At 71.6% G+C, this 20519-nt stretch carries 24 protein-coding genes; 17 read left to right on the top strand and 7 right to left on the bottom strand.

Going from position 1 to position 20519, the window contains the following annotated elements:
• The first annotated feature begins 53 nt into the window (after positions 1–53).
• From B0I31_RS20535 to B0I31_RS20525, 3 genes are read left to right on the top strand one after another with little or no spacing between them, the layout of a single operon-like run.
• Positions 54–338, top strand: coding sequence for a DUF2516 family protein (locus B0I31_RS20535; RefSeq protein ID WP_274534283.1), 285 nt, complete (start codon positions 54–56; stop codon positions 336–338).
• Positions 335–994: an alpha/beta fold hydrolase gene (locus B0I31_RS20530; protein WP_106617075.1), complete on the top strand. Its 660-nt coding sequence runs from the start codon at positions 335–337 to the stop codon at positions 992–994. The genes B0I31_RS20535 and B0I31_RS20530 overlap by 4 nt, the downstream gene beginning before the upstream one ends.
• Positions 995–1003: 9 nt before the next feature.
• The gene (locus tag B0I31_RS20525; RefSeq protein ID WP_106616956.1) at positions 1004–1558 is read left to right on the top strand and encodes a type 1 glutamine amidotransferase domain-containing protein; all 555 of its coding nucleotides are present in this window, start codon (positions 1004–1006) and stop codon (positions 1556–1558) included.
• A 40-nt stretch (positions 1559–1598) separates the two neighbouring features.
• Here B0I31_RS20525 and B0I31_RS20520 read toward each other — a convergent pair whose 3' ends face one another.
• Positions 1599–2357 (bottom strand): MerR family transcriptional regulator, encoded by a 759-nt coding sequence (locus B0I31_RS20520; protein WP_106616955.1) that lies wholly within the window; start codon positions 2355–2357, stop codon positions 1599–1601.
• 71 nt (positions 2358–2428) lie between these two features.
• Between B0I31_RS20520 and B0I31_RS20515 the strand changes: the two genes are divergently transcribed.
• The gene (locus B0I31_RS20515) at positions 2429–2977 is read left to right on the top strand and encodes a YbaK/EbsC family protein (RefSeq protein ID WP_106617074.1); all 549 of its coding nucleotides are present in this window, start codon (positions 2429–2431) and stop codon (positions 2975–2977) included.
• Here B0I31_RS20515 and B0I31_RS20510 read toward each other — a convergent pair.
• The 5 genes from B0I31_RS20510 to B0I31_RS20490 form a co-directional block, all read right to left on the bottom strand.
• Positions 2974–4041 carry an LOG family protein gene (locus tag B0I31_RS20510; protein WP_106616954.1) on the bottom strand — a complete coding sequence of 356 codons (1068 nt, stop codon included), beginning with the start codon at positions 4039–4041 and terminating at the stop codon, positions 2974–2976. The genes B0I31_RS20515 and B0I31_RS20510 overlap by 4 nt on opposite strands.
• Positions 4042–4176: 135 nt before the next feature.
• Complete coding sequence (purU, locus tag B0I31_RS20505) at positions 4177–5055, bottom strand: formyltetrahydrofolate deformylase (RefSeq protein ID WP_106616953.1); 879 nt, start codon at positions 5053–5055, stop codon at positions 4177–4179.
• A 12-nt stretch (positions 5056–5067) separates the two neighbouring features.
• Entirely contained in the window at positions 5068–5802 is a 735-nt protein-coding gene (locus B0I31_RS20500; RefSeq protein WP_106616952.1) for a maleylpyruvate isomerase family mycothiol-dependent enzyme, read from the bottom strand.
• A 10-nt stretch (positions 5803–5812) separates the two neighbouring features.
• Positions 5813–6616 carry an SAM-dependent methyltransferase gene (locus B0I31_RS20495; protein ID WP_106616951.1) on the bottom strand — a complete coding sequence of 268 codons (804 nt, stop codon included), beginning with the start codon at positions 6614–6616 and terminating at the stop codon, positions 5813–5815.
• Positions 6595–7092 carry a DUF2505 domain-containing protein gene (locus B0I31_RS20490; protein ID WP_181320254.1) on the bottom strand — a complete coding sequence of 166 codons (498 nt, stop codon included), beginning with the start codon at positions 7090–7092 and terminating at the stop codon, positions 6595–6597. The genes B0I31_RS20495 and B0I31_RS20490 overlap by 22 nt, the downstream gene beginning before the upstream one ends.
• Between B0I31_RS20490 and B0I31_RS20485 the strand changes: the two genes are divergently transcribed.
• Both B0I31_RS20485 and B0I31_RS20480 read left to right on the top strand, forming a co-directional pair.
• On the top strand, positions 7091–8200 hold the full coding sequence (locus tag B0I31_RS20485; protein ID WP_245950116.1) for a UDP-N-acetylmuramate dehydrogenase: 1110 nt from the start codon (positions 7091–7093) through the stop codon (positions 8198–8200). The two genes, B0I31_RS20490 and B0I31_RS20485, sit on opposite strands and share 2 nt — an antisense overlap.
• A gap of 118 nt (positions 8201–8318) precedes the next feature.
• Complete coding sequence (locus B0I31_RS20480; RefSeq protein WP_106617071.1) at positions 8319–9317, top strand: chymotrypsin family serine protease; 999 nt, start codon at positions 8319–8321, stop codon at positions 9315–9317.
• On the opposite strand, the gene B0I31_RS20475 is transcribed toward B0I31_RS20480, so the two are convergent.
• Positions 9268–10002, bottom strand: coding sequence for an SDR family NAD(P)-dependent oxidoreductase (locus B0I31_RS20475; protein WP_106616950.1), 735 nt, complete (start codon positions 10000–10002; stop codon positions 9268–9270). The genes B0I31_RS20480 and B0I31_RS20475 overlap by 50 nt on opposite strands.
• Positions 10003–10104: 102 nt before the next feature.
• Between B0I31_RS20475 and B0I31_RS20470 the strand changes: the two genes are divergently transcribed.
• The 11 genes from B0I31_RS20470 (at position 10105) to B0I31_RS20420 (ending at position 20496) form a co-directional block, all read left to right on the top strand.
• Entirely contained in the window at positions 10105–11250 is a 1146-nt protein-coding gene (locus B0I31_RS20470) for a L,D-transpeptidase (protein ID WP_106616949.1), read from the top strand.
• A 284-nt stretch (positions 11251–11534) separates the two neighbouring features.
• Complete coding sequence (locus tag B0I31_RS20465; RefSeq protein WP_106616948.1) at positions 11535–12332, top strand: alpha/beta fold hydrolase; 798 nt, start codon at positions 11535–11537, stop codon at positions 12330–12332.
• The gene (mshA, locus tag B0I31_RS20460) at positions 12329–13582 is read left to right on the top strand and encodes a D-inositol-3-phosphate glycosyltransferase (protein WP_106616947.1); all 1254 of its coding nucleotides are present in this window, start codon (positions 12329–12331) and stop codon (positions 13580–13582) included. The genes B0I31_RS20465 and mshA overlap by 4 nt, the downstream gene beginning before the upstream one ends.
• The gene (locus B0I31_RS20455; protein ID WP_106616946.1) at positions 13579–14061 is read left to right on the top strand and encodes a type III secretion system chaperone family protein; all 483 of its coding nucleotides are present in this window, start codon (positions 13579–13581) and stop codon (positions 14059–14061) included. The genes mshA and B0I31_RS20455 overlap by 4 nt, the downstream gene beginning before the upstream one ends.
• Positions 14062–14129: 68 nt before the next feature.
• The gene (locus B0I31_RS20450; RefSeq protein ID WP_106616945.1) at positions 14130–15020 is read left to right on the top strand and encodes a DUF4349 domain-containing protein; all 891 of its coding nucleotides are present in this window, start codon (positions 14130–14132) and stop codon (positions 15018–15020) included.
• Between the two features lie 420 nt (positions 15021–15440).
• Entirely contained in the window at positions 15441–17006 is a 1566-nt protein-coding gene (locus B0I31_RS20445) for a 4-coumarate--CoA ligase family protein (protein WP_106616944.1), read from the top strand.
• Between the two features lie 161 nt (positions 17007–17167).
• Positions 17168–17425 (top strand): hypothetical protein, encoded by a 258-nt coding sequence (locus B0I31_RS40700; protein WP_106616943.1) that lies wholly within the window; start codon positions 17168–17170, stop codon positions 17423–17425.
• Between the two features lie 114 nt (positions 17426–17539).
• Positions 17540–18286, top strand: a complete 747-nt coding sequence (locus tag B0I31_RS20435; protein WP_106616942.1) for a phosphoglyceromutase — start codon at positions 17540–17542, stop codon at positions 18284–18286.
• A 33-nt stretch (positions 18287–18319) separates the two neighbouring features.
• Positions 18320–18511, top strand: coding sequence for a hypothetical protein (locus tag B0I31_RS43105; RefSeq protein ID WP_425444378.1), 192 nt, complete (start codon positions 18320–18322; stop codon positions 18509–18511).
• Positions 18512–18619: 108 nt separating this feature from the next.
• On the top strand, positions 18620–19819 hold the full coding sequence (locus B0I31_RS20425) for a sensor histidine kinase (RefSeq protein WP_106616941.1): 1200 nt from the start codon (positions 18620–18622) through the stop codon (positions 19817–19819).
• Positions 19816–20496: a response regulator transcription factor gene (locus B0I31_RS20420; protein ID WP_106616940.1), complete on the top strand. Its 681-nt coding sequence runs from the start codon at positions 19816–19818 to the stop codon at positions 20494–20496. Before B0I31_RS20425 ends, B0I31_RS20420 begins: the two co-directional genes overlap by 4 nt.
• Positions 20497–20519 lie beyond the last annotated feature (23 nt).

The following is a 20519-nucleotide window of genomic DNA, read 5'->3' as shown; positions in this document are numbered from 1 at the left end:
GCACGTAGTCTGGAGATGTGTTGCCACCGTTCCCAGACTTCAGTCCCGTCTACCTGGACCTCTGGGTCATGTTCGCGGCCTACTACGCCGCGCTGGTCACGGGCGTGTTCGCGTTCGCGCACGCGCTCTCGCAGCGGGCCGACGCCTACACCGCGGCCGAGCGCATGACCAAGCCCGCGTGGCTCGGCATCACCGGCGGTGGCGCGTTCGCGCTGCTGCTGTTCCACCCGTTCTCCGCCGGCGGCATGTTCTGGCTCGCCGGGCTGGTCGCGGTCACGGTGTACGTGGTCGACGTCCGGCCGCGACTGATCGAGGTCCAGCGCGGCCCGCGGTGGTGACGCACCGGAGCTTCGGCTCCGGCGCGCCCGTCACGCTCGTCGGCCACGGCCTGGGCGCGACACCCGGTGAGGCCCGCCTGCCCACGTCCGGCCTGCCGGGCACGAAAGTGGTGGTCACCCTCCCCTCCCACGGCGACGCGCCGGACGCGCCCGAGGGCTACTGGAACTACCGGCGCATAGCCGCCGACCTGCGTGAGGCCGCACGGGAGACCGGTGCGACCCGGGCCGTCGGCGTGTCGTTGACGGCGGGCGCGCTGCTCGCCCTGCTCGCCGACGAACCCGACGCGTTCGACCAGGTCGTCCTGCTGCTGCCCGCCGTGCTGGACGAGCCGCGGCGCCCGCTCGGCCGGGAAGAGGCGATCACCGCGGTCGGCGGTCCGCCGGACTACCAGGCGGAACGGCGGCGGGCGTTCGCCCGGCTCGACGGCGCGCTGGCCGAGCTGCCCGGCCAGGTCGCGGTCACCGACCGCGCGGTGCTGGCCCGGGTCACGGCACCGGTGCTGGTGATCGGGGCGACCGAGGACCCGCTGCACCCCGAGGACGTGGCGAAGCAGGTGGCCGCCGCGTTCCCGAACGGCAGGCTGGAGCTCGTGCCGTCGTGGACGACCCACCGCGCGGAGGTCCGCGGGTGGTTGCTCGACTTCCTGCGCGGGTAGCCGAACAGCATGGCCGAACAGAAGAAGATCGCCTTCCTGGTCGACACGGAGGGCATCGAACAGGTCGAGTTGACCGATCCCTGGCAGCACGTGGAGAAGGCCGGTGCGGTGCCGAGGCTGCTCGCGCCCAAGCTCGGACAGGTGCAGGGGTACGACCACCTGACCCCGGCCGACAAGTTCGACGTGGACGTGCCGTTCGCGCACGCCGACCCCATGGACTACGACGCCGTGGTCATCCCCGGCGGGGTGGCCAACGCCGACTTCCTGCGGATGGACCGCGACGCGGTGAAGTTCGTCAAGCAGCACGTGGCCGCGGGCAAGCCGGTCGCGGCGATCTGCCACGGGCCGTGGCTGCTGGTCGAGGCCGACGTGGTGCGGGGCAAGGTGCTGACCTCGTTCCCGAGCCTGGCCACCGACATCCGCAACGCGGGCGGCGACTGGGCGGACGAAGAGGTCCGGGTCTGCACCGTGGCCGGCTGGACCCTGGTGACCAGCCGCAAGCCGGACGACCTGCCCGCGTTCAACCGCGAGGCGCTCAAGGCCTTCGGGCTGAACGAGCTGTGAGCGACCGGTCCACGGGGATGTGCACCTCCCCGTGGACTCCTTACAGGCGCGCCGAGGCGTAGGCCGCGATGGCGTCGCGGACGTACCCGGCCAAGCCCTCGGCGTGCTCGTCCAGCTGGGCGCGGAACTCCGGCGCGTCGGCGTAGAGCTCACCCAGGCCGGTGTAGGACTCCCGGTTCGGCTTCCAGCTCCTGGACAGCCAGGTGTGGTGCCGGTCGGTCACCTCCAGCGCCCGCGGCGCGTCGGCTGCGACGCCGGCGCGGAACACGTCGGCGTACGCCTGGACGATCGCCTGCCACTCGGCCAGGTACGCGTCGGCGTCGGCCCTGGTCCAGCCCTGCATCCGGCGCTTGCCCTCGTCGATGTGCTCCTGCGCGCCCTCGCCGTAGCGCTGCACCAGTTCCGCCTCGTAGCGGGCCTGGCGGTCGGCGTCGAAACCGTCGAACAACTCTTCCAACTTCACTTCGTCACCCCCTTCCAGTTCCTCGATCGTGCGGGAGACGGTCCTGGCCAGCGCGGCCAGCCGGTCCTGCTCGGCGGCCAGCCACCGCGCGTGGTTGCGCAGCACGTCGACCGCCCGGTGCCGCCCGTCCAGCACCTCGGCCACGGTGTCGAGGCCGAGTCCCAGGTCGCGCAGCAGCAGGATCCGCTGCAGCCGGAGCACCTGCTCCCGCTCGTAGTAGCGGTAGCCGTTGGCCCCGATCCACGCCGGTTCGAGCAGGCCGATCGCGTCGTAGTGCCGCAGCGTCCGCGAGGACACCTTCGACATCCGCGCGATCTGTGCGATCGACCAGGCCACGACCGTGCTCCCTCCCTGTGCCGACCACGTTAGGGGTTGACGTAACGTCAACGTCAAGCGTGGCCGGCAGGATGGTCGGTGTGTGGACCATCGCAGGAACCCTGACCCCCGTGCCCGCGCTCGACCGGCTCGACCTGGTGGCCGACCCCGTCGCCGCCGCGCTCCGGTCGATGGCCGATGGCGCCCGGCTCGCGGTCGCGGAGATCGACCCCGCGCTGGCGGACACGGCCGAGTTCTGCGCGCACTACGGCTCGCCGTTGGAGGCGTCGGCGAACTGCGTGGTCGTCGCGGGCAAGCGGGGCGACACCGTGCGCTACGCGGCGTGCGTCGTGCTGGCCACCACGCGCGCGGACGTGAACGGTGTCGTGCGGCGGCGGCTGGACGCGCGCAAGGCGTCGTTCGCGCCGATGGACGACGCGGTCTCGCTCAGCGGCATGGAGTACGGCGGCATCACGCCGATCGGCCTGCCCGGGGACTGGCCCGTGCTGCTGTCGCCGGAGGTCGCGGCGGCGCCGGAACTGGTCATCGGCAGCGGTATCCGGGGCAGCAAGCTGCTGGTGCCCGGCGAGGTGCTGGCGAAGCTGCCCGGCGCCGAGGTGGTCGACGACTTGGCTCGCTAGCCCGCGTACCCGCGCAGGAAGGCGACGGCCTCGTCGGCGTCGTCGGTGACCAGGATCCAGCGCTCGGCGTCACGGCCGCGCGCCAGCCGTTGCACCAGTGGCGCGGCCGGCACCTCGTCCAGCCAGAACGCCCGGCCCAGGAACACCATCGGCGCGGCCGGGCCGACCGAGCCGTAGTGGTTCTGGCAGTAGTCCTGGAAGACCTCCTGCACGGTGCCCGCGCTGCCCGGCGTGTAGATGATGCCGCCGGTGGCGACGGTGAGCAGGCCCTCCTCGCGCACGGAGTTGGCGAAGTACTTGGCGTGCAGCTCGCAGGCCGGGTTCGGCGGCTCGTGGCCGTAGAACCAGGTCGGGATGCCGATCGTGCGCGGCCGGTCGGTGGTGGGCAGGTCGGTCGGGCACGCGGCGATCCAGCGGCCGATGGACTCCGCGTCGCCGCCGAACTTCGGGGCTTTCGCCAGGTCCTTGAGCGTCGGCTCGTCCACGCCGATCCGCACGCCCAGCGGCACGGCCTCCATCACGCCCGGCCCGCCGCCGGTCAGCACGGTGAACCCGGCCTCGCCGAGCGCCGCGCCCAGCCCCACGGCCCGCCGGTAGCCGTCCGTGTCACGGCCCAGCGCGTGCCCGCCCATCACGGCGACCGGCCGTTCGGGCAGGACGTCGGCCAGCGCCTCGGTGATCGCGTGGTCGTGCAGGCGTTCGGCGAGCGCGTGCAGCGGGTCCGGGTTGTGGCCCTGGGCGCGGCTGTGCTGGTAGATCAGGGCGTCCGGGGTGTCGGCGTAGGTGAGCGGGTCGTCCGGGTCGAACCCGGCGAACAGCTCGGCCGGCGCGTAGAGCCGCGACCGGTACACGTCGTAGGGCAGGTCCGGGATGGCCGGGAACACCAGCGCACCGGCCGCCGCCGCACGTCGGTGGGCCAATGGCGAGAGCGTGCAGCCGAGGAACAGTGCGCCGTCCATCGGCACGCGCAGGTCCACGTCGCTCAGGTCGAGCCCGACGAGGACGGCGTGCCGCAGGTCGTCCGCCGCGCGGACCTGGTCGAGGTCGGTGTACTCGGTGCGCACCGGCGCAGCCTACGGCTGGGTGTTGAACTCCCGGTGCCCGAACGTACGACTCTCGCACCGCGAACGTCGGACTCTCGCGAGAGTCCAACGCTCAGGGCGCGAGAGTCCAACGTTCGGGAGGGGTGAGTTCAACGCTCAGAAGATGACGGTCTGGTTGCCGTGCACCAGGACGCGGTCCTCCAGGTGCCACCGCAGGCCGCGCGCCAGCACGACCTTCTCGATGTCACGGCCCTTGCGCACCATGTCGTTGATCGAGTCGGTGTGGTCCACCCGGATCACGTCCTGCTCGACGATCGGACCCTGGTCGAGGTCCGCGGTCACGTAGTGGCACGTCGCACCGACCAGCTTCACGCCCCGGCTGTGCGCCTGGTGGTACGGCCGCGCGCCCACGAACGACGGCAGGAAGCTGTGGTGGATGTTCAGCGCCCGCCCGGCCCAGTCCGCGCACAGCTCCGCAGGCAGGATCTGCATGAACCGCGCCAGCACCACCGCGTGCGGCCGGTGCGCGTCCACCAGCTGCCGCAGCTGCGCGAACGCCGCCGCCTTGCCCTCCGGGTCGTTCGCCGGGAACGGCACGTGGTGGAACGGGATGCCGTGCGCCCTGGTGATCCCGGCCAGGTCGGCGTGGTTGCCGATGACCGCGGACACGTCGACGTCCAGCTCGTGCGACGCCACCCGGCCCAGCAGGTCGTACAGGCAGTGGCCCTCCTTGGAGACCAGGATCACCACCCGCCTGCGCTCACCGGAGTCGGTCACCCGCCACGAGCCGGGGTGCGCGCCCAGCTCGCGGGCCACCTCGGCGAACCGGGTCCGCAGCTCGTCGGCGTCGAACGGCAGCGAGTCCGCGCGCACCTCCTGGCGGGTGAAGAACCAGTTGGTGGTCGGGTCGGTGTGGTACGCGGCCTCGACGATCCAGCCGCCGTGCTCGGCCAGGAACGAGGAGATCCGCGCCACGATGCCGGTCCGGTCGGGGCAGCCGAAGGTGATCACGTAGCGTCGTTCAGGCAGGGGCACGACCGGAAGTATCTACGGTCGCGGCAGCCCGTCCAGCAGAGACCTGTCACCCGATGTGATGGCACCGCTCGGCCGGTTCCACGCGGCCCGGTACAGCGCGTCGGCGGTGCCCGCCACGGTGGCGTCCTCGTCGGTCGCCGAATCGGTGATCGGACCGACCTCGGGCGGCTGCCCGGGCGTGAGCCGGACCTCCCAGGCGCGGCCCGCGTCGGCTGCGTGGAACAGCACCCGGCCCGCCCGCTCGACCGGCTTGCGCTGGGCGGCGCGCACCAGCATCCGGGTCAGGTACTCGTCCACCCCGTCGGCCGCGAACCCGACGTCGAACAGCAGCGACGGCACGCCCGCGCCGTGCCGGGCGTGCTCGGCGTCGAGCCGGTGGATCGCGGTCTCGTGCGCCTGCCGGCGTGACCAGAAGGCGAAGGTCTTGGGTCCGATGAACGACCACGCGGGCGTGTTCGACGTGGTGTAGGCCAACGTGTCGGCCAGGTCGGTGACCTTCTTGTCCCACCAGTCGAGCAGCTCGTCCCAGTCGGCGGGGCGGTCTTCCGGCCGGGGCCGCTCGCCGTCCGGCGGCGTGTGCAGGGCCCGCAACGCCCAGGAGTGGATCTCACCCATGTGGTCGACGAGGTCCCGCACCGTCCATTGGGGGCACGTCGGCACCGGCGCGTCCGGCCCGGCGGCCACGGCCGCGTCCCGCAGGGCGGCGTACTGGGTCCTCAACTGCTGCACGAAGTCCGCGTGGTCCACTCCGCACACCCTAGGGACTCACCACGTCCCAGGGCAGGGTGACTTCACCGAGCCGCCACCGCTTCCGGTCGTCCAGCACCGGCCAGCCGCGTTCGGCCAGCAGCCGCACGGACTCCACCCACCGGGCCCGCGGGCCGTAGGGCGCGAACGGCGCGCACGTCGCCCAGCACGCGTCCAGCTCGCCGAGCAGGGCGTGCACCCGCTCGCCGGGCACGTTGTGGTGGATCAACGCCTTCGGCAGCCGTTCGGCCAGGTCGCCGGGGGTCTCCAGGTCGGCGGGCAGGCACGAGAGCGTGAACGTCCGCGGCCCTTCGGCGGTCAGCGCGACCCAGCAGCACCGGCGGCCGATCTCGTCGCACGTCCCCTCGACCAGCACACCGCCGGGCGCGAGCCGGCCGACCATGGTGTCCCAGGCCTCGGCGGCCTGCTCCTCGGTGTACTGGCGCAGCACGTTGAACGCGCGCAGCAGCAGCGGGCGGGCACCGGCCAGCTCGAACCCGCCGCGCCGGAAGTCCAGCAGCGGCGGGTCGGCGACCTCCTTGCCCGCCGCGACGCGGTCGGCGTCGAGCTCCAGGCCGAGGACGCGCACGTCCGCGTTCACGGCGCGCAGCCGTGCCGCCATCTCGACGGTGGTGATCGGGGACGAGCCGTAGCCGAGGTCCACCACCAGCGGCTGCGGTGCGGACAGCAGGTCGCGGTAGGTGTGCGCGACCCACCGGTCGACCCGGCGCAGGCGGTTCGGGTTGGTGGTGCCCCTGGTGGGCAGGCCGAGCGCACGCGCCCGGCCCGCGGCTAGGCGCGGCGTGCGAGCCATTCGGCGGTGAACTCGGATTCCTTGTCGAGCAGCAGGGCCACCTGTTCGGCGATCAACGCCTCCAGCTTGCCGCCCATGAGCGGGATGCCCACCTTGACCTGACCCGTGAGGGTGAGTTCGCTCCCACCGGCCGCGGTGTCGGCGAGCGTGATCGTGCCGTCCAGCCTGCCCGGGACGCCGTTCAGCGTCACCTCGACCGTGCCCGCGTGCCCGGCCTCGGTCCACGACTCGGCGCGGTCGATGACGAGGTCGCCGCCGAGCAGGCCGCGGGCCACCGAGGGCAGCTTGTCCGCGGGCACGCCCTGCTTGAGCTGGTAGGACGTGGACTGGTCGGTGGTGGTGAAGGCGACCAGTTCCGGGTCCGTGCCACCCAGCTCGGCGAGCCGGTCGCGCAGGTACGTCTGGTCCACCAGCGCTGCGTACACGTCCCGCGCGGGCCAGCGGGACGTGGTTCGGTGCTCGATGCGGCGTGCCATGTCGCGGAGGCTACCGTTCTCGGTCGTGACCACCCCGCCCTCCAGTGCCCGTGTGCCGCTGGCCGAGTGCACCACGCTGCGGCTCGGTGGCCCCGCGACGAGGTTCACGCGTGCCGCCACAGCCGCCGAGCTGGTCGAGACCGTGCGCGCGCTGGACGCCGACGGTGAGCCGTTGTTGCTGCTCGGCGGCGGTTCGAACCTGGTGGTGTCGGACGCCGGGTTCGCCGGGACGGTGGTGGCGGTCGGCACGTCCGGCCGCCGGCTCGACCCGTTGGGCGACGGGCTGGTGCAGCTGACCGTGGAGGCGGGCGAGGACTGGGACTCGGTCGTCGCCGAGGCCGTGGCGCAGGGGCTGGGCGGACTGGAGTGCCTGTCCGGGATCCCCGGCCTGGTCGGTGCGACGCCGGTGCAGAACGTCGGCGCGTACGGCGTCGAGGTGTCGCAGGTGCTGACGTCGGTGGACCTGCTGGACCGGCGCACGGGCCGGGTGCACCAGGTGCCGGCCGAGGGGCTGGGGCTGGCGTACCGGACCAGCGTGCTGAAGGGCACCGACCACGCGGTGGTGCTGCGGGCGCGGTTCGCGCTGACCGCGGGCGGGCAGTCCGCGCCCATCCGGTACGGCGAACTGGCCAGGGTGCTCGGTGTCGCGCCGGGCGACCGGGTGCCCGCCGACGCGGCCCGCAAGGCGGTGCTGGAACTGCGGCGCGGCAAGGGCATGGTGCTCGACGCGACGGACCACGACACGTGGAGCGCGGGCTCGTTCTTCACCAACCCGATGCTGGACGACTCGACGTTGGCCGGGGTGCTGATCCGGATCGCCGAACGGCTGGGGCCGCACGTCGAGGTGCCGACGTACCCGGCGGGGGTCGGGTTCTCGAAGCTGTCCGCGGCGTGGCTGATCGAACGCGCCGGCTTCGGCCGCGGGTACCGGGGTCCCGGTGGGCGGGTGGCGTTGTCGGGCAAGCACACGCTGGCGTTGACCAACCGGGGCGGTGCCTCGACGGAGGACCTGCTGGACCTGGCGCGCGAGGTGCGCGACGGGGTGCGGGCGGCGTTCGGCGTGGAACTGCACCCGGAACCGGTGCTGGTGGGGTGCGAACTGGGGTGATGGCGGGCCGAGACGGACCGTCGCACCGCAAGGGCTGAACGGCCGAACGGGTGACGCCGTGTGACGAATCCTCACTCCACGCGTTTCATGGAGGTAGAGGCACCCGTTGGAGGTCGTCATGGCCTACCCCGACGACGATCGCGCGGCCGTCAGGCCGATCAAGAAGCTGGTCGAGGACGATTTCCTGAGCCGGCCCGGCGTGGTGGGTGTCGACCTCGGCGAGAAGGTGGTCGGCGGCCGGGTGACCGGTGAGCTGGCGATCGTCGTGTTCGTCCGCCACAAGGGACCCGCCGCCCAGTTCACCATCCCGCCGGACGTGCTCGGCGTGCCGACCGACGTCGTCGAGGACACGTTCTGGCCGCACCACACCATCGCGTCGCCGGAGGACGTGGGCGGGGCGGAGCGGCACGAGTCGCTGGCCGGCGGCATCGGGATCGGGCCGAGCCGGGCGATCCGGCTGGTACCGCCCGACGTCGCCGAGGTGGACGACTACGTGGTGGCGGGCACGCTGGGCGCGCTGGTCACGCCGCGGCGCAGGCACCTGGTGATGGCGTTGACGTCGTTCCACGTGGCGTGCGTGGACGACGCGTGGGCGGTCGGCGACCCGATGGTGCACCCGTCCCGCATCGACGGCGGCCACCCGGTGCACGACCGGGTCGGAGCGCTGGCGCGGGCCGCGCTGTCCGGGCGGGTGGACGCGGCCGCGATCATGCTGACCACACCGCGCGCGCGTCCCGAAGTGGTGGGGCTCGGCCCGATCACAGGTCGGGCCGAGGCACGGGTGGGCGACCGGGTGCGCAAGCGCGGCCGGACGACGGCGGTCACCGAGGGCGTGGTGGCGTCCACCGACGCGGCCATCACGCTGGACTTCGGCGTCGGGCTGGGCGTGCGGACGCTGCACGACCAGATCCGGATCGAGACGCCCCGGTTCGCCGACCACGGCGACTCGGGCGCGGTCCTGCTGGACGACGCGAACCGGGTCGTCGGGCTGTACTGCGGCGGGAGCCCGGACCGGGGGTTCGCGAACCCCATCGGTCCGGTGCTCGATCAACTGGACGTGGACCTGATCACGACGACCGGTGCACGCGGGTCGCCGACGCCTGCGCGCGGGGCTTGAGCACGATCTGGTCGAGGTTGACGTGCGGCGGCCTGGTGACCGCGAACGCGATCACGTCCGCCACGTCGTCCGCGGTCAGCGGCGTCACGCCCTGGTAGACGGCGGCCGCGCGGTCGGCGTCGCCGTCGAACCGGTTGACCGAGAAGTCGGTCTCGACCATGCCGGGCAGGACCTCGGTGACGCGGACCGGCTGGCCGAGCAGCTCGCCGCGCAGCGTGCGGTGCAGGGCCGATTGGGCGTGCTTGGCGGAGGTGTAGCCGGAGCCGTTGTCGTAGGCCTCGAAGGCGGCGATGGACGTGACGCTGACGACGTGCCCGTCACCGGAGGCGATCAGCTTCGGCAGCAGGCCCTTGGTGACGCGCAACGTGCCCAGCACGTTCGTCTCCCACATCCACCGCCAGTGCTCCTCGTCGCCCTCGGCGACGGTTGCCAGGCCGCGTGCGCCACCGGCGTTGTTGACCAGCACGTTCGCCGCGGGGATGGCGTCGAGGAAGGACTCGACGGACGGGGCGGAGGTGACGTCCAGCTCGACCGCGGTGCCCCCGATCTCATCCGCGATAACCTTGAGGCGGTCGACCCGCCGGGCGCCGAGCACCACGTGGAAGCCCTCGGCGGCGAGCCTGCGGGCGGTGGCCTCACCGATTCCCGCGCTGGCTCCGGTCACGACTGCGATAGGACGGTTCACACCGGCGATCTTAAGTGCGGGACGCGAATGTGATGCGGATCACTCGCACCGGGAGCCGGGTGGGACGTCCTTCGATCAGGAGGTCGTAACGTGCGTCGTAACGTGCACAGGACAGTGGCGGCTCTGCTGCTCGGCCTGTCCCTGGTGGCAGGCTGCTCGGCGAAGGTGGAGCAGGGCACGGCCAAGCCGGTCGGTGGCGACAACCCGCCGGTGGCCGAGTTCACCACCGCGCCCGCGGACGGAGCGACCGAGGTGCCGGTGAACGTGCCGGTGCAGGTCACCGTCGCCGAGGGCGCCATCGACCAGGTCACGGTCACCAACCCCGAGGGCAAGGCGGTCGCCGGCAAGCTCGCCGACGACAAGAAGTCGTGGACCAGCACGGAACCGCTCGGGTTCGGCAAGGCCTACCAGTACGCGGGTCGGGCGACCGGGACGGACGGGCGGCCGGTCGACCTGAAGGGCGGGTTCACCACGCTGAACCCGGCCGCGCAGGTGCGCGCCACGCTGTTCCCCGGTGACAACCAGACGATGGGCGTCGCCGTGCCGATCAAGGTCGAGTTCGACGCCGACGTCGCGGACCGGGCGACGGTGGAGAAGGCGCTGACCGTGACGAACTCGGCGGGCGTGCAGGGCAGCTGGGGCTGGCTGAACTCGCGCGAGGTGCACTACCGGCCGGAGAAGTACTGGCCCGCGAACACCCAGATCCACGTCGAGGCCAAGTTGTACGGGGTGCACTACGGCGGCGGCGCGTACGGGCGCGCGGACGTGACCAGCGACTTCACCATCGGCCGGAACCAGGTCGTGAAGATCGACACGCCGACGCACCAGATGGTGGTGCAGCGGGACGGGCAGACGGTCGCCACGTACCCGGCGTCGTTCGGCAAGGACGACGACCCGGAGCTGAACACGCCGAACGGCACGTTCGTGGTCATGCAGAAGGACCCGCAGTTCAGCTTCGACAACCCGCGGTACGGGTACACCAACGTGGTCAAGAAGTGGGCCGTGCGGTTCTCGAACCACGGTGAGTTCATCCACGAGAACAACGACAACGCGGCGAACATCGGCAAGGTCAACTCGTCCCACGGGTGCGTGAACCTGCTGGAGGCCGATGCCAAGGCGTACTACGACACCGCGTTGGTGGGTGATCCGGTGGAGGTGACGGGGGCGAGCATGACGCTGCCGGCGCAGTTCGACTGGTACGACTGGCAGATCCCGTGGTCGCAGTGGCAGACGATGTCGGCGCTGTGAGGTTGCTGGGGGCTGTTGTCGGGTCCGGCTCGGTGGTTGAAGTCCGGCTCGATTTGACATGGGGCCCTTACGAGCACTCCAGGCAGGCCGAAGCCATGTCAAATCGGGCCTCGGTGGGCGGGCTGCGGGTCCGTTGTGGTCCCGCGTGTCGAACGTTCGGGTTGGGTATGTCGAACGTTCGGGTTGGGTGTGTTGAACGCTCAGGCCGTGGGTTCGGTGTGGTGGAGGGCGCAAAATCGCTTGCTTTGGGAAGTGATGGGTTGATCCGGGCGTTGTGCTAGGTCGTGCAGAACACTCTCCTCGACGCCGAGGGCGTCCGGTTGGCGGTCCGCGAGGCGGGCCCGGCTGACGCCCCTGCGGTCGTGCTGGTGCACGGGTGGGCGCAGTCCGGGGAGGTGTGGCCGTCGTTGCCGTCGTTGCGCACCTACGCGCTGGACCTGCGAGGTCACGGTGAGTCGGCGGTTGTCGACGGTGGGTATCGCGACTCGGCTTGTTGGGCGGCCGATCTGAAGGCTGTGCTCGACCACGTGGGACGGCCGGTGGTGTTGGTCGGGTGGTCGTACGGCGGGTTGGTGATCGCCGACTACCTGCGGGTCCACGGCACGGCGGGGGTTGCCGGGTTGGTGCTGGTCGGTGCCATCACGGAGGTCGGGCGGGATCGGGCCGGCGGGGTGACCGGGCCGGTGATGCGGGCGGCGTTGCCGGGGGCGTTGTCGGAGGACCCGGAGGTGGCGGTGCCCGCGTTGGCGAGGTTCTGCCGCGATCAGGCGCCGGGGCTGGGTGGTGAGGTGGTGCAGCGGCTGTTGGGTACGGCGTTGCGGGTGCCGCCGAGGGTCCGGCGGGAGATGTTCCGGCGGGACGTGGACAGCGCCGCTGTGCTGAAGGCGGTCGACAAGCCGACACTGGTGGTGCACGGCACCGCCGACGAGGTGGTCGACCCGGCCGCCGGGGAGTACGCGGCGGCCCTGATCCCCGGAGCCGACTTGCGCCGCTACGACGGAATCGCACACGCGCCGTTCCTGGAACGTCCCGAGCGGTTCGCCGCCGACCTGGCCGGGTTCGTCGCGGGGGTCGCGCGGTGAAGCGGGTCGCGGTGCTGTCGGTGCACACCTCGCCGTTGGAGCAGCCCGGCACGGGTGACGCCGGAGGCATGAACGTCTACATCGTGCAGACCGCCACGCGGATGGCGCAGCGGGGCATCGCGGTGGAGATCTTCACCCGGGCGACGTCGTCGGACCTGCCGCCGGTCGCCGAGCTCGCGCCCGGGGTGAAGGTGCGGCACGTGGTCGCGGGGCCCTTCGAGGGGCTGGGCAAGGAAGAACTGCCCGGTCAGCTGTGTGCCTTCACGGCCGGTGTGCTGCGGGCCGAAGCGCGGCACGAGCCGGGGCACTACGACGTCGTGCACTCGCACTACTGGTTGTCGGGTCAGGTCGGGTGGCTGGCGCGGGAGCGGTGGGCGGTGCCGTTGGTGCACACGGCGCACACGTTGGCCAAGGTGAAGAACCTGGCGCTGGCGGCCGACGACACGCCGGAGCCGCGGATGCGGGTGATCGGCGAGGAGCAGGTCGTCGCGGTGGCGGACCGGCTCGTGGCCAACACCGACGTAGAGGCGGCCGAGTTGGTCAAGCTGTACGACGCGGAGCCGGCGAAGGTCCTGGTCGTGCCGCCGGGGGTGGACCTGGAGCGGTTCACCCCGGGCGATCGGGACGGTGCGCGGGCGGCGTTGGGGTTGCGGTCGGACGCGATCGTGCTGGCGTTCGTGGGGCGCATCCAGCCGTTGAAGGCGCCCGACGTGCTGCTGCGAGCGGCGGCGGAGATGGTGGCGCGTGAGCCGGGGTTGCGGTCGCGGTTGGTGGTGCTGGTCGTCGGCGGGCCGTCGGGGTCGGGCATGAGGACGCCGGACGAGCTGGTGCGGTTGGCGGCCGAGCTGCGGATCTCCGACGTGGTGCGGTTCTTGCCGCCGCAGGGCGGTGAGGCGTTGGCGCGGGTCTACCGGGCGGCCGACGTGGTGGCCGTGCCGAGCTACAACGAGTCGTTCGGGCTGGTGGCGCTGGAGGCGCAGGCGTGCGGCACGCCGGTGGTCGCGGCGGCGGTCGGCGGGTTGCCGGTGGCCGTGCGCGACGGGCTGTCCGGTGCGCTGGTGGACGGTCACGACTCCGGGACGTGGGCACGGGCGCTGTCGACCATCGCGCTGAACCCGGCGTTCCGGGAGGAGCTGGCGGGCAACGCGGTGGGCCACGCCCGCCGGTTCTCGTGGGACCGGACGACTGATTCACTGCTCGCGGGGTACGCCGAGGCACGTGATGTGTTCCGCGAGGAGGTCTTCGCTTGAGCCTGGACGACGTCATCCGGTCGACGTTGGACGACCGCGAGCTGCGCTACGAGCACAAGGAGCCGGGCCGCTTCTTCGTGACCCTGCCCGGCACGAAGAAGCTCCAGACGAACTGCTGGCTGGTGGTCGGCAGGCACGCGCTGGTGGTGGAGGCGTTCGTGTGCCGCAAGCCGGACGAGGCGCACGAGGACGTCTACCGGTTCCTGTTGCGCCGCAACGCCAGGCTGTACGGCGTGCACTACACGATCGACACGACCGGTGACATCTACCTGGTCGGCCGGATCGCGTTGCACGCCGTGACGCCCGACGAGCTGGACCGGGTGCTCGGGCAGGTCGTGGAGGCCGCGGACGGCGACTTCAACACGCTGCTGGAACTGGGGTTCGCAGGCGCCATCCAGCGGGAGTGGGACTGGCGGGTCTCGCGGGGCGAGTCGCTGGCCAACCTCCAGGCGTTCCGGCACCTGGTGTCCGAATCGTGATCACCTCCGGGCAACGGGGGTGAACCCGCGCCCCGTCCCACCGGTGACCGGAAACCAGGGAGGGTCACATGGGCAGACGGGTGGGGCTGGTGGTGGCCGCCTTCGCGGCGCTGGCGCTGGCGGGTTGTGGCGCGAACAGCACGTCGGGGCAGTCGGCGGACGCACCGGCGGTGGCGCCCGCTCCGGCGCAGGACAACGCGCAGCGGGGTGGCGGCACGCCGAAGCAGGAGCAGCAGTCCGGGACGGGTGAGGCGCAGCAGTCGGGCACGTCGGCGCAGCAGAACCGGCAGCTCGTCCGCAAGGCGACGGTCGAGCTGCGCGCGCCGGACTCCGACGCGGTGTTGACGCAGGTCAAGGACCTGGTCCTGGCCGAGGGCGGTTATCCGGCGCAGGAGAAGACGCAGCCCAACCGGGCCTCGGTGACGCTGATGGTGCCCGGTGACCGGTTGGACGGGGTGGTGGAGTCCATCTCGAAGCTCGAGGGCACCGAGGTCAGCAAGCGGGAGCTGCACACCGAGGACGTGACCGAGCAGATCGTGGACGTCGAGGTCCGGCTGGCGAACCAGCGGGCCAGCGTGGAGCGGGTGCGCGGGCTGCTGGACCGCGCCACGACCACGGCCGAGATCACCGACATCGAGGCCGAGCTGACCAAGCGCCAGTCCGAGCTGGAGTCGTTGCAGCGCCGGTACGAGACGTTGAAGGGCCAGGTCGCCCTGTCGACGCTCACCGTGGTGATCTCGGCGACCGGCGAGCCGGTGGTGGTGCCGGAGGAGGAGAACGAGTTCCTGGCGGCGTTCGCCGGTGGCTGGAACGCGTTGCTGAAGGCGTTCGGCTGGCTGCTGGTGGTGGTGGGCGGCGTGCTGCCGTTCGCGGTGGTGCTGGGGCTGCCGACGTTCGGCTACCTGTGGTGGCGGCGGCGCCGGAAGGCCGTTCCGGTCGCGTCGTCGAGCACGCCGTGACACCCGGTCGAGTCGGGTTCCGGAGCGAAAAAACCTACTGAGAGCAACATCGAGCGGGAGCGCGGGGCGGCTTGGGAGAGAGGGGGAGTCGCAAGTTCAAGCCGCCCCGCGTCGTTCCCCGCTGCGATTGGACCCCGGGCGGGGGGAGCCCGGTTTGTCCAAGCGGGCCGCGGTTCGACGGGGGGATGGCAAACCGCGGTGGTGCCGCGCCGGTCGATCGGAGTGCGTGGGAGCCGACCCGCGAAGCCCTGCCAACTTGGCAGATCGCCGGTGATCACCACAAGGGGCGGCGCTAGTCCATTCGTGTGTACTTAGCCGAGTTAAGTAACGCTGTAGCGTCACGAGCGAGTGCCTTGACCGGCGATGTGGCTTGACTCACGATGGCGGGATCCCGGCCCCCTGGATGAATGAGGCAGCCGCATGGTCTTCCGCAGTCCGTTCCCCGATGTCGCGGTCCCGGACGTCACGCTGCACGAGTTGCTGTTCGCCGACCTCGGCGAGCGCGCCGACCGGGTCGCCCTGGTCGACGGCACCTCGGGCGCGTCCCTGACGTACCGCCAACTGGCCGGGGCGGTCGACCGCCTCGCCGCCGCGCTGGCCGCCAGGGGTATCGGCAAGGGCGACGTCGTCGGCATCCTCAGCCCGAACACCCCGTACTACGCGGTCGTGTTCCACGGCATCCTGCGCGCGGGAGCCACCGCGACCACGATCAACGCCCTGTACACCGCGGACGAGGTCGCGCACCAGCTGGCGGACGCGGGCGCGAAGATGCTGTTCACGGTGTCGGTGCTGCTGCCCAACGCCGCGCCGGGCGCCGAGAAGGCGGGCATCTCGGACGTGGTCGTGCTGGACGCCGCCGAGGGCTACCCCAGCCTGTCGTCGTTGCTGGCGAACGAGGAGCCGGTGCCGGAGGTGTCGATCGACCCGGCCGGGGACGTGGCCGTGCTGCCGTACTCGTCCGGGACGACCGGCCGGGCCAAGGGCGTGATGCTGACGCACCGCAACCTGGTGGCGAACATCGTCCAGTGCGGGCCGCTGCTCAAGGTCGGCGCGAGCACGAAGATCCTCGCCGTGCTGCCGTTCTTCCACATCTACGGCATGCAGGTGCTGATGAACAACGGCCTGCACGTCGGCGCGACGGTGGTGACGCTGCCGAAGTTCGACCTGCCCGAGTTCCTCCGGGTGATCCAGGACCACCGCACCGACCGCGTCTACATCGCACCGCCGGTCGCGGTGGCGCTGGCCAAGCACCCGCTGGTCGACCAGTACGACCTGTCCGGCATCGACACGATCTTCTCCGGCGCCGCGCCGCTGGACGTCGACCTGGCCGCGGCCGTGGCCGAGCGCCTGGGCTGCCGCGTCTCGCAGGGCTACGGGATGACCGAGATGAGCCCGGTCAGCCACGCGATCCCGGACGGCCGCGACGACATCCCGGTCGGCACGGTGGGCGTCATCGCGCCGAACATGGAGTGCCGCTTCGTGGACCCGGCCACCGGCGAGGACGTCGGCGTCGGCGAGCGCGGCGAGCTCTGGTGCCGCGGCCCGAACGTCATGAAGGGCTACCTGAACAACCCCGACGCCACCGCCGCCACGCTCGACGACGAGGGCTGGCTGCACACCGGCGACGTCGCCGTCATCGACGAGAACGGCCTGGTCAGCATCGTGGACAGGGTCAAGGAACTGATCAAGTACAAGGGCTACCAGGTCCCGCCGGCCGAGCTGGAGGCGCTGCTGCTGACCCACCCGGAGATCGCCGACGCGGCCGTCGTGGGTGTGCGCGACGACGAGGGCGAGGAGGTCCCGAAGGCCTTCGTCGTCCGCCAGCCGGGCACGGCGCTGGACGAGTCCGGCGTGATGGCGTTCGTGGCCTCCCAGGTGGCGCCGCACAAGAAGGTGCGGGTCGTGGAGTTCATCGAGGCGATCCCCAAGTCGGCCTCGGGCAAGATCCTCCGCAAGGACCTGCGCGCCCGCGAGGCCTCCGCCTGACGCGAGCCCGGTGAAACCCCCGGTGGCGACCACGCCACCGGGGGTTTTCGCGCTCGGGTGTCCCACGATCGTGTGGACACCGGCTACTCACCGAGCCGGACCGGTCACGCTCCACGACCATGTCGGGTGCGAATCGAAACCACACATCGGAGAACACACGCATGCGCATTCTCGGAAGGCTGGCCTTCGCGGCCGGCGCCACCGCCGCCATCCTGCTCGCCGCACCGGCCGCCAACGCGGCCCCGATGGACCAGGTGCCCGGCGGCAGCCCGACGGGCGCCGTGCAGACGGCGCTCACGAGCACGGTGAACCAGTTGACCGGCGGTCTCGGCCTGGGCGGTGTCGGTGGTCTGGGCGGTGTCGGTGGTCTCGCCGGCGTCGGTGGTCTCGCCGGCGTCGGCGGCGTGCTCGGCGGCTGATCAGGCTTCGGGTCGGGCCCGCTCGAGGCCCGACCCGGCCCGGTCGCTGCACCGATCAAGATCACACCTACCACCGGCGTGAGCCGGGCCCCTCCATCTGGCAGGCTGACGCCCATGGCTGTCGGAACCCTGGTGCTGCTCCGCCACGGCGAGAGCGTCTGGAACGCGGAGAACCTGTTCACCGGTTGGGTGGACGTCCCCCTCTCGGAGAAGGGTGTGAACGAGGCGAAGCGCGGCGGCGTGCTGCTGCGCGAAGCGGGCGTGCTGCCCGAGGTGGTGCACACGTCGCTGCTGCGGCGGGCCATCGGCACCGCCAACCTCGCGCTCGACGCGGCCGACCGGCACTGGATCCCGGTCCGCCGGGACTGGCGGCTCAACGAGCGCCACTACGGCGCGCTGCAGGGCAAGAACAAGAAGCAGACGCTGGAGGAGTTCGGCGAAGAGCAGTTCATGCTCTGGCGCCGCTCCTACGACACCCCGCCGCCGCCGATCGAGCCCGGCACGGAGTACAGCCAGGACAGCGACCCCCGCTACGCCGACCTCGGCCCCGACCTGCCGCTCACCGAGTGCCTGCTGGACGTGGTCAAGCGGATGATCCCGTACTGGGAGTCCGCCATCGTGCCGGACCTGCGCACCGGCAAGACGGTGCTCGTCGCCGCGCACGGCAACTCGCTGCGCGCCCTGGTCAAGCACCTCGACGGCATCTCCGACGAGGCGATCGCGGGCCTGAACATCCCCACCGGCATCCCGCTGCGCTACGACCTGGACGACGAGCTCAAGCCGATCAAGCCGGGCGGCGAGTACCTCGACCCGGACGCGGCGGCCGACGCCATCAAGGCCGTCGCCAACCAGGGCCGCTGACGCCTCATCAGCTCCGCCAAGCGACGGCGGCACGTGCGCAGGGACATGCCCGGCGCCCGTGCCGCCGTCGCGTTCTCCCGCCGTCCCGCATCACGCCGGCACCGCGCGCCGAACGTGCTCCTCATCCCCGGCACGTCCTCCACTCGTCACCTGGAGGAGAACCTGGCGTCCGCCGATCTGCACCTGTCCGAACACGACCTGGCTCAATTGGACACGATTGGGTGAACGGCGGTCGACTCCGGGGAGAACTTCGGACCCGGACGGTGTCGTAGGCGTCACGAACCAGGCGTGAGCTCTAGGCCGTACCCCGCCTGACCTGCTTACGATGCGCTTGTGACCGCAACGGGTTACCTCGTCCTGTCGATCGGCGCTCTGCTGATCGGCGGCACCGCGTTTCTCGTCGGACGGGCTACCGCGCGCGTCCGCGACACGCGCCCGCGTGGCCTCACGGTCGCCGACCTGATGGCCATGGTCGTCCACTCGTCCCCCGACGGCATCGCCGTGCTCAACGGCTTCGGTGACGTCGTGCTGCACAACGCCCGTGCCGAGGAGCTGGGCGTGGTGCGCAACAACCGGGTGGACGACCGGGCCAGGAGCGCCGCCGAGATGGCCCGCCGCAACGGCGGCGTGGTGGCGGTGGACCTGTCGTCGCTGGAGGTCATCAAGGGCCGCCAGCCGCAGGCCGTGCACGCCACCGTCAAGGTGCTCATCGAGGGCTTCGTCGTGGTGGACGCCTCCGACGAGTCGGAGTCGGTGCGGCTGGAGGCGACCCGGCGCGACTTCGTGGCCAACGTCAGCCACGAGCTGAAGACACCGGTCGGCGCGCTCGCGCTGCTGGCCGAGGCGGTGCTGGACGCGGCGGACGACCAGGAGGAGGTCCGCCGGTTCAGCGCCAAGATCATGCAGGAGGCCACCCGGCTGGGCACGCTGGTCACCGAGCTGATCGCGCTGTCGCGGCTGCAGGGCGCGGAGAAGCTGCCGGAGCTGAGCCGGGTCGAGGTCGACGTGGTCATCGACGAGGCGTTGAGCCGGTCCAAGCTGGCCGCCGAGTCCGCCAACATCGAGATCGCCACCGACGAGCCCAGCGGCCTCGAGGTCGAGGGCGACCGGACGCTGCTGGTCACCGCGTTGAGCAACCTGCTCGACAACGCGGTCGCGTACTCGCCGCCGGGCAGCCCGGTGTCGGTCAGCCGCAAGCTCGCGGACGGGTTCGTGGAGATCGCCGTCACCGACCGCGGCATCGGCATCGCCGAGGACCAGCAGACCCGCGTGTTCGAGCGCTTCTACCGGGTCGACAAGGCCCGTTCGCGCGCCACCGGCGGCACCGGGCTCGGCCTGGCCATCGTCAAGCACGTCGCCAACAACCACGGCGGCGAGGTGAAGCTGTGGAGCCTGCCGGGCACCGGCTCCACGTTCACGCTGCGCATCCCGGCCCATCCCGACCAGGACGAGCCGACCCAGGACCTGCCGACGCAGGCGCTGGCGAGCCCCGTGCCGAGCGGCGCGGGCAGCAACCACGGAGGAGAGCTGTGACCAGGGTGCTCATCGTGGAGGACGAGGAGTCCTTCGCCGATCCGCTCGCCTTCCTGCTGCGCAAGGAGGGCTTCACCGCGGCGCTCGCGGCCACCGGCCAGGAGGCACTGGAGGAGTTCGACCGCAACGGCGCCGACATCGTGCTGCTCGACCTCATGCTGCCCGGGATGAGCGGCACGGACGTGTGCAAGCAGCTGCGCGCGCGCTCCGCCGTGCCGGTGATCATGGTCACGGCGCGGGACAGCGAGATCGACAAGGTCGTCGGCCTGGAACTGGGCGCGGACGACTACGTCACCAAGCCGTACTCGGCCCGCGAGCTGATCGCCCGGATCCGCGCCGTGCTCCGCCGCGGCGGCGAGTCCGAGGAGCTGCTGCCGCAGGTCCTGGAGGCGGGACCGGTCCGGATGGACGTCGAGCGGCACGTGGTGACCGTCGACGGCACCGAGGTGAGCCTGCCGCTCAAGGAATTCGACCTCCTGGAGTACTTGCTGCGCAACGTCGGCCGGGTGTTGACCCGTGGCCAACTGATCGACCGGGTGTGGGGCGCGGACTACGTCGGCGACACCAAAACCCTGGACGTGCACGTCAAGCGGCTGCGGTCGAAGATCGAGCCCGACCCGTCGGCGCCGCGCCACCTGGTCACCGTGCGCGGACTGGGATACAAGTTCGAATCCTGATCATCCCGACCAGGTACGGTGCA

It is taken from the genome of Saccharothrix carnea (genome assembly GCF_003014735.1).
Lineage (GTDB): Bacteria > Actinomycetota > Actinomycetes > Mycobacteriales > Pseudonocardiaceae > Actinosynnema > Actinosynnema carneum.
The sequence above is the reverse complement of the archived record's forward strand: the minus strand, read 5'-3'. Positions and strand labels throughout refer to the sequence as shown.

Bases quoted from the DNA above. Each gene is read 5' to 3' on its own strand.
- B0I31_RS20525 (WP_106616956.1), top strand. From the start codon at position 1,004: ATGGCCGAACAGAAGAAGATCGCCTTCCTGGTCGACACGGAGGGCATC.
- B0I31_RS20515 (WP_106617074.1), top strand. From the start codon at position 2,429: ATGGTCGGTGTGTGGACCATCGCAGGAACCCTGACCCCCGTGCCCGCG.
- B0I31_RS20495 (WP_106616951.1), bottom strand. From the start codon at position 6,616: ATGGCTCGCACGCCGCGCCTAGCCGCGGGCCGGGCGCGTGCGCTCGGC.
- B0I31_RS20485 (WP_245950116.1), top strand. From the start codon at position 7,091: ATGTCGCGGAGGCTACCGTTCTCGGTCGTGACCACCCCGCCCTCCAGT.
- B0I31_RS20490 (WP_181320254.1), bottom strand. From the start codon at position 7,092: ATGGCACGCCGCATCGAGCACCGAACCACGTCCCGCTGGCCCGCGCGG.
- B0I31_RS20480 (WP_106617071.1), top strand. From the start codon at position 8,319: ATGGCCTACCCCGACGACGATCGCGCGGCCGTCAGGCCGATCAAGAAG.
- B0I31_RS20450 (WP_106616945.1), top strand. From the start codon at position 14,130: ATGGGCAGACGGGTGGGGCTGGTGGTGGCCGCCTTCGCGGCGCTGGCG.
- B0I31_RS20445 (WP_106616944.1), top strand. From the start codon at position 15,441: ATGGTCTTCCGCAGTCCGTTCCCCGATGTCGCGGTCCCGGACGTCACG.
- B0I31_RS40700 (WP_106616943.1), top strand. From the start codon at position 17,168: ATGCGCATTCTCGGAAGGCTGGCCTTCGCGGCCGGCGCCACCGCCGCC.
- B0I31_RS20435 (WP_106616942.1), top strand. From the start codon at position 17,540: ATGGCTGTCGGAACCCTGGTGCTGCTCCGCCACGGCGAGAGCGTCTGG.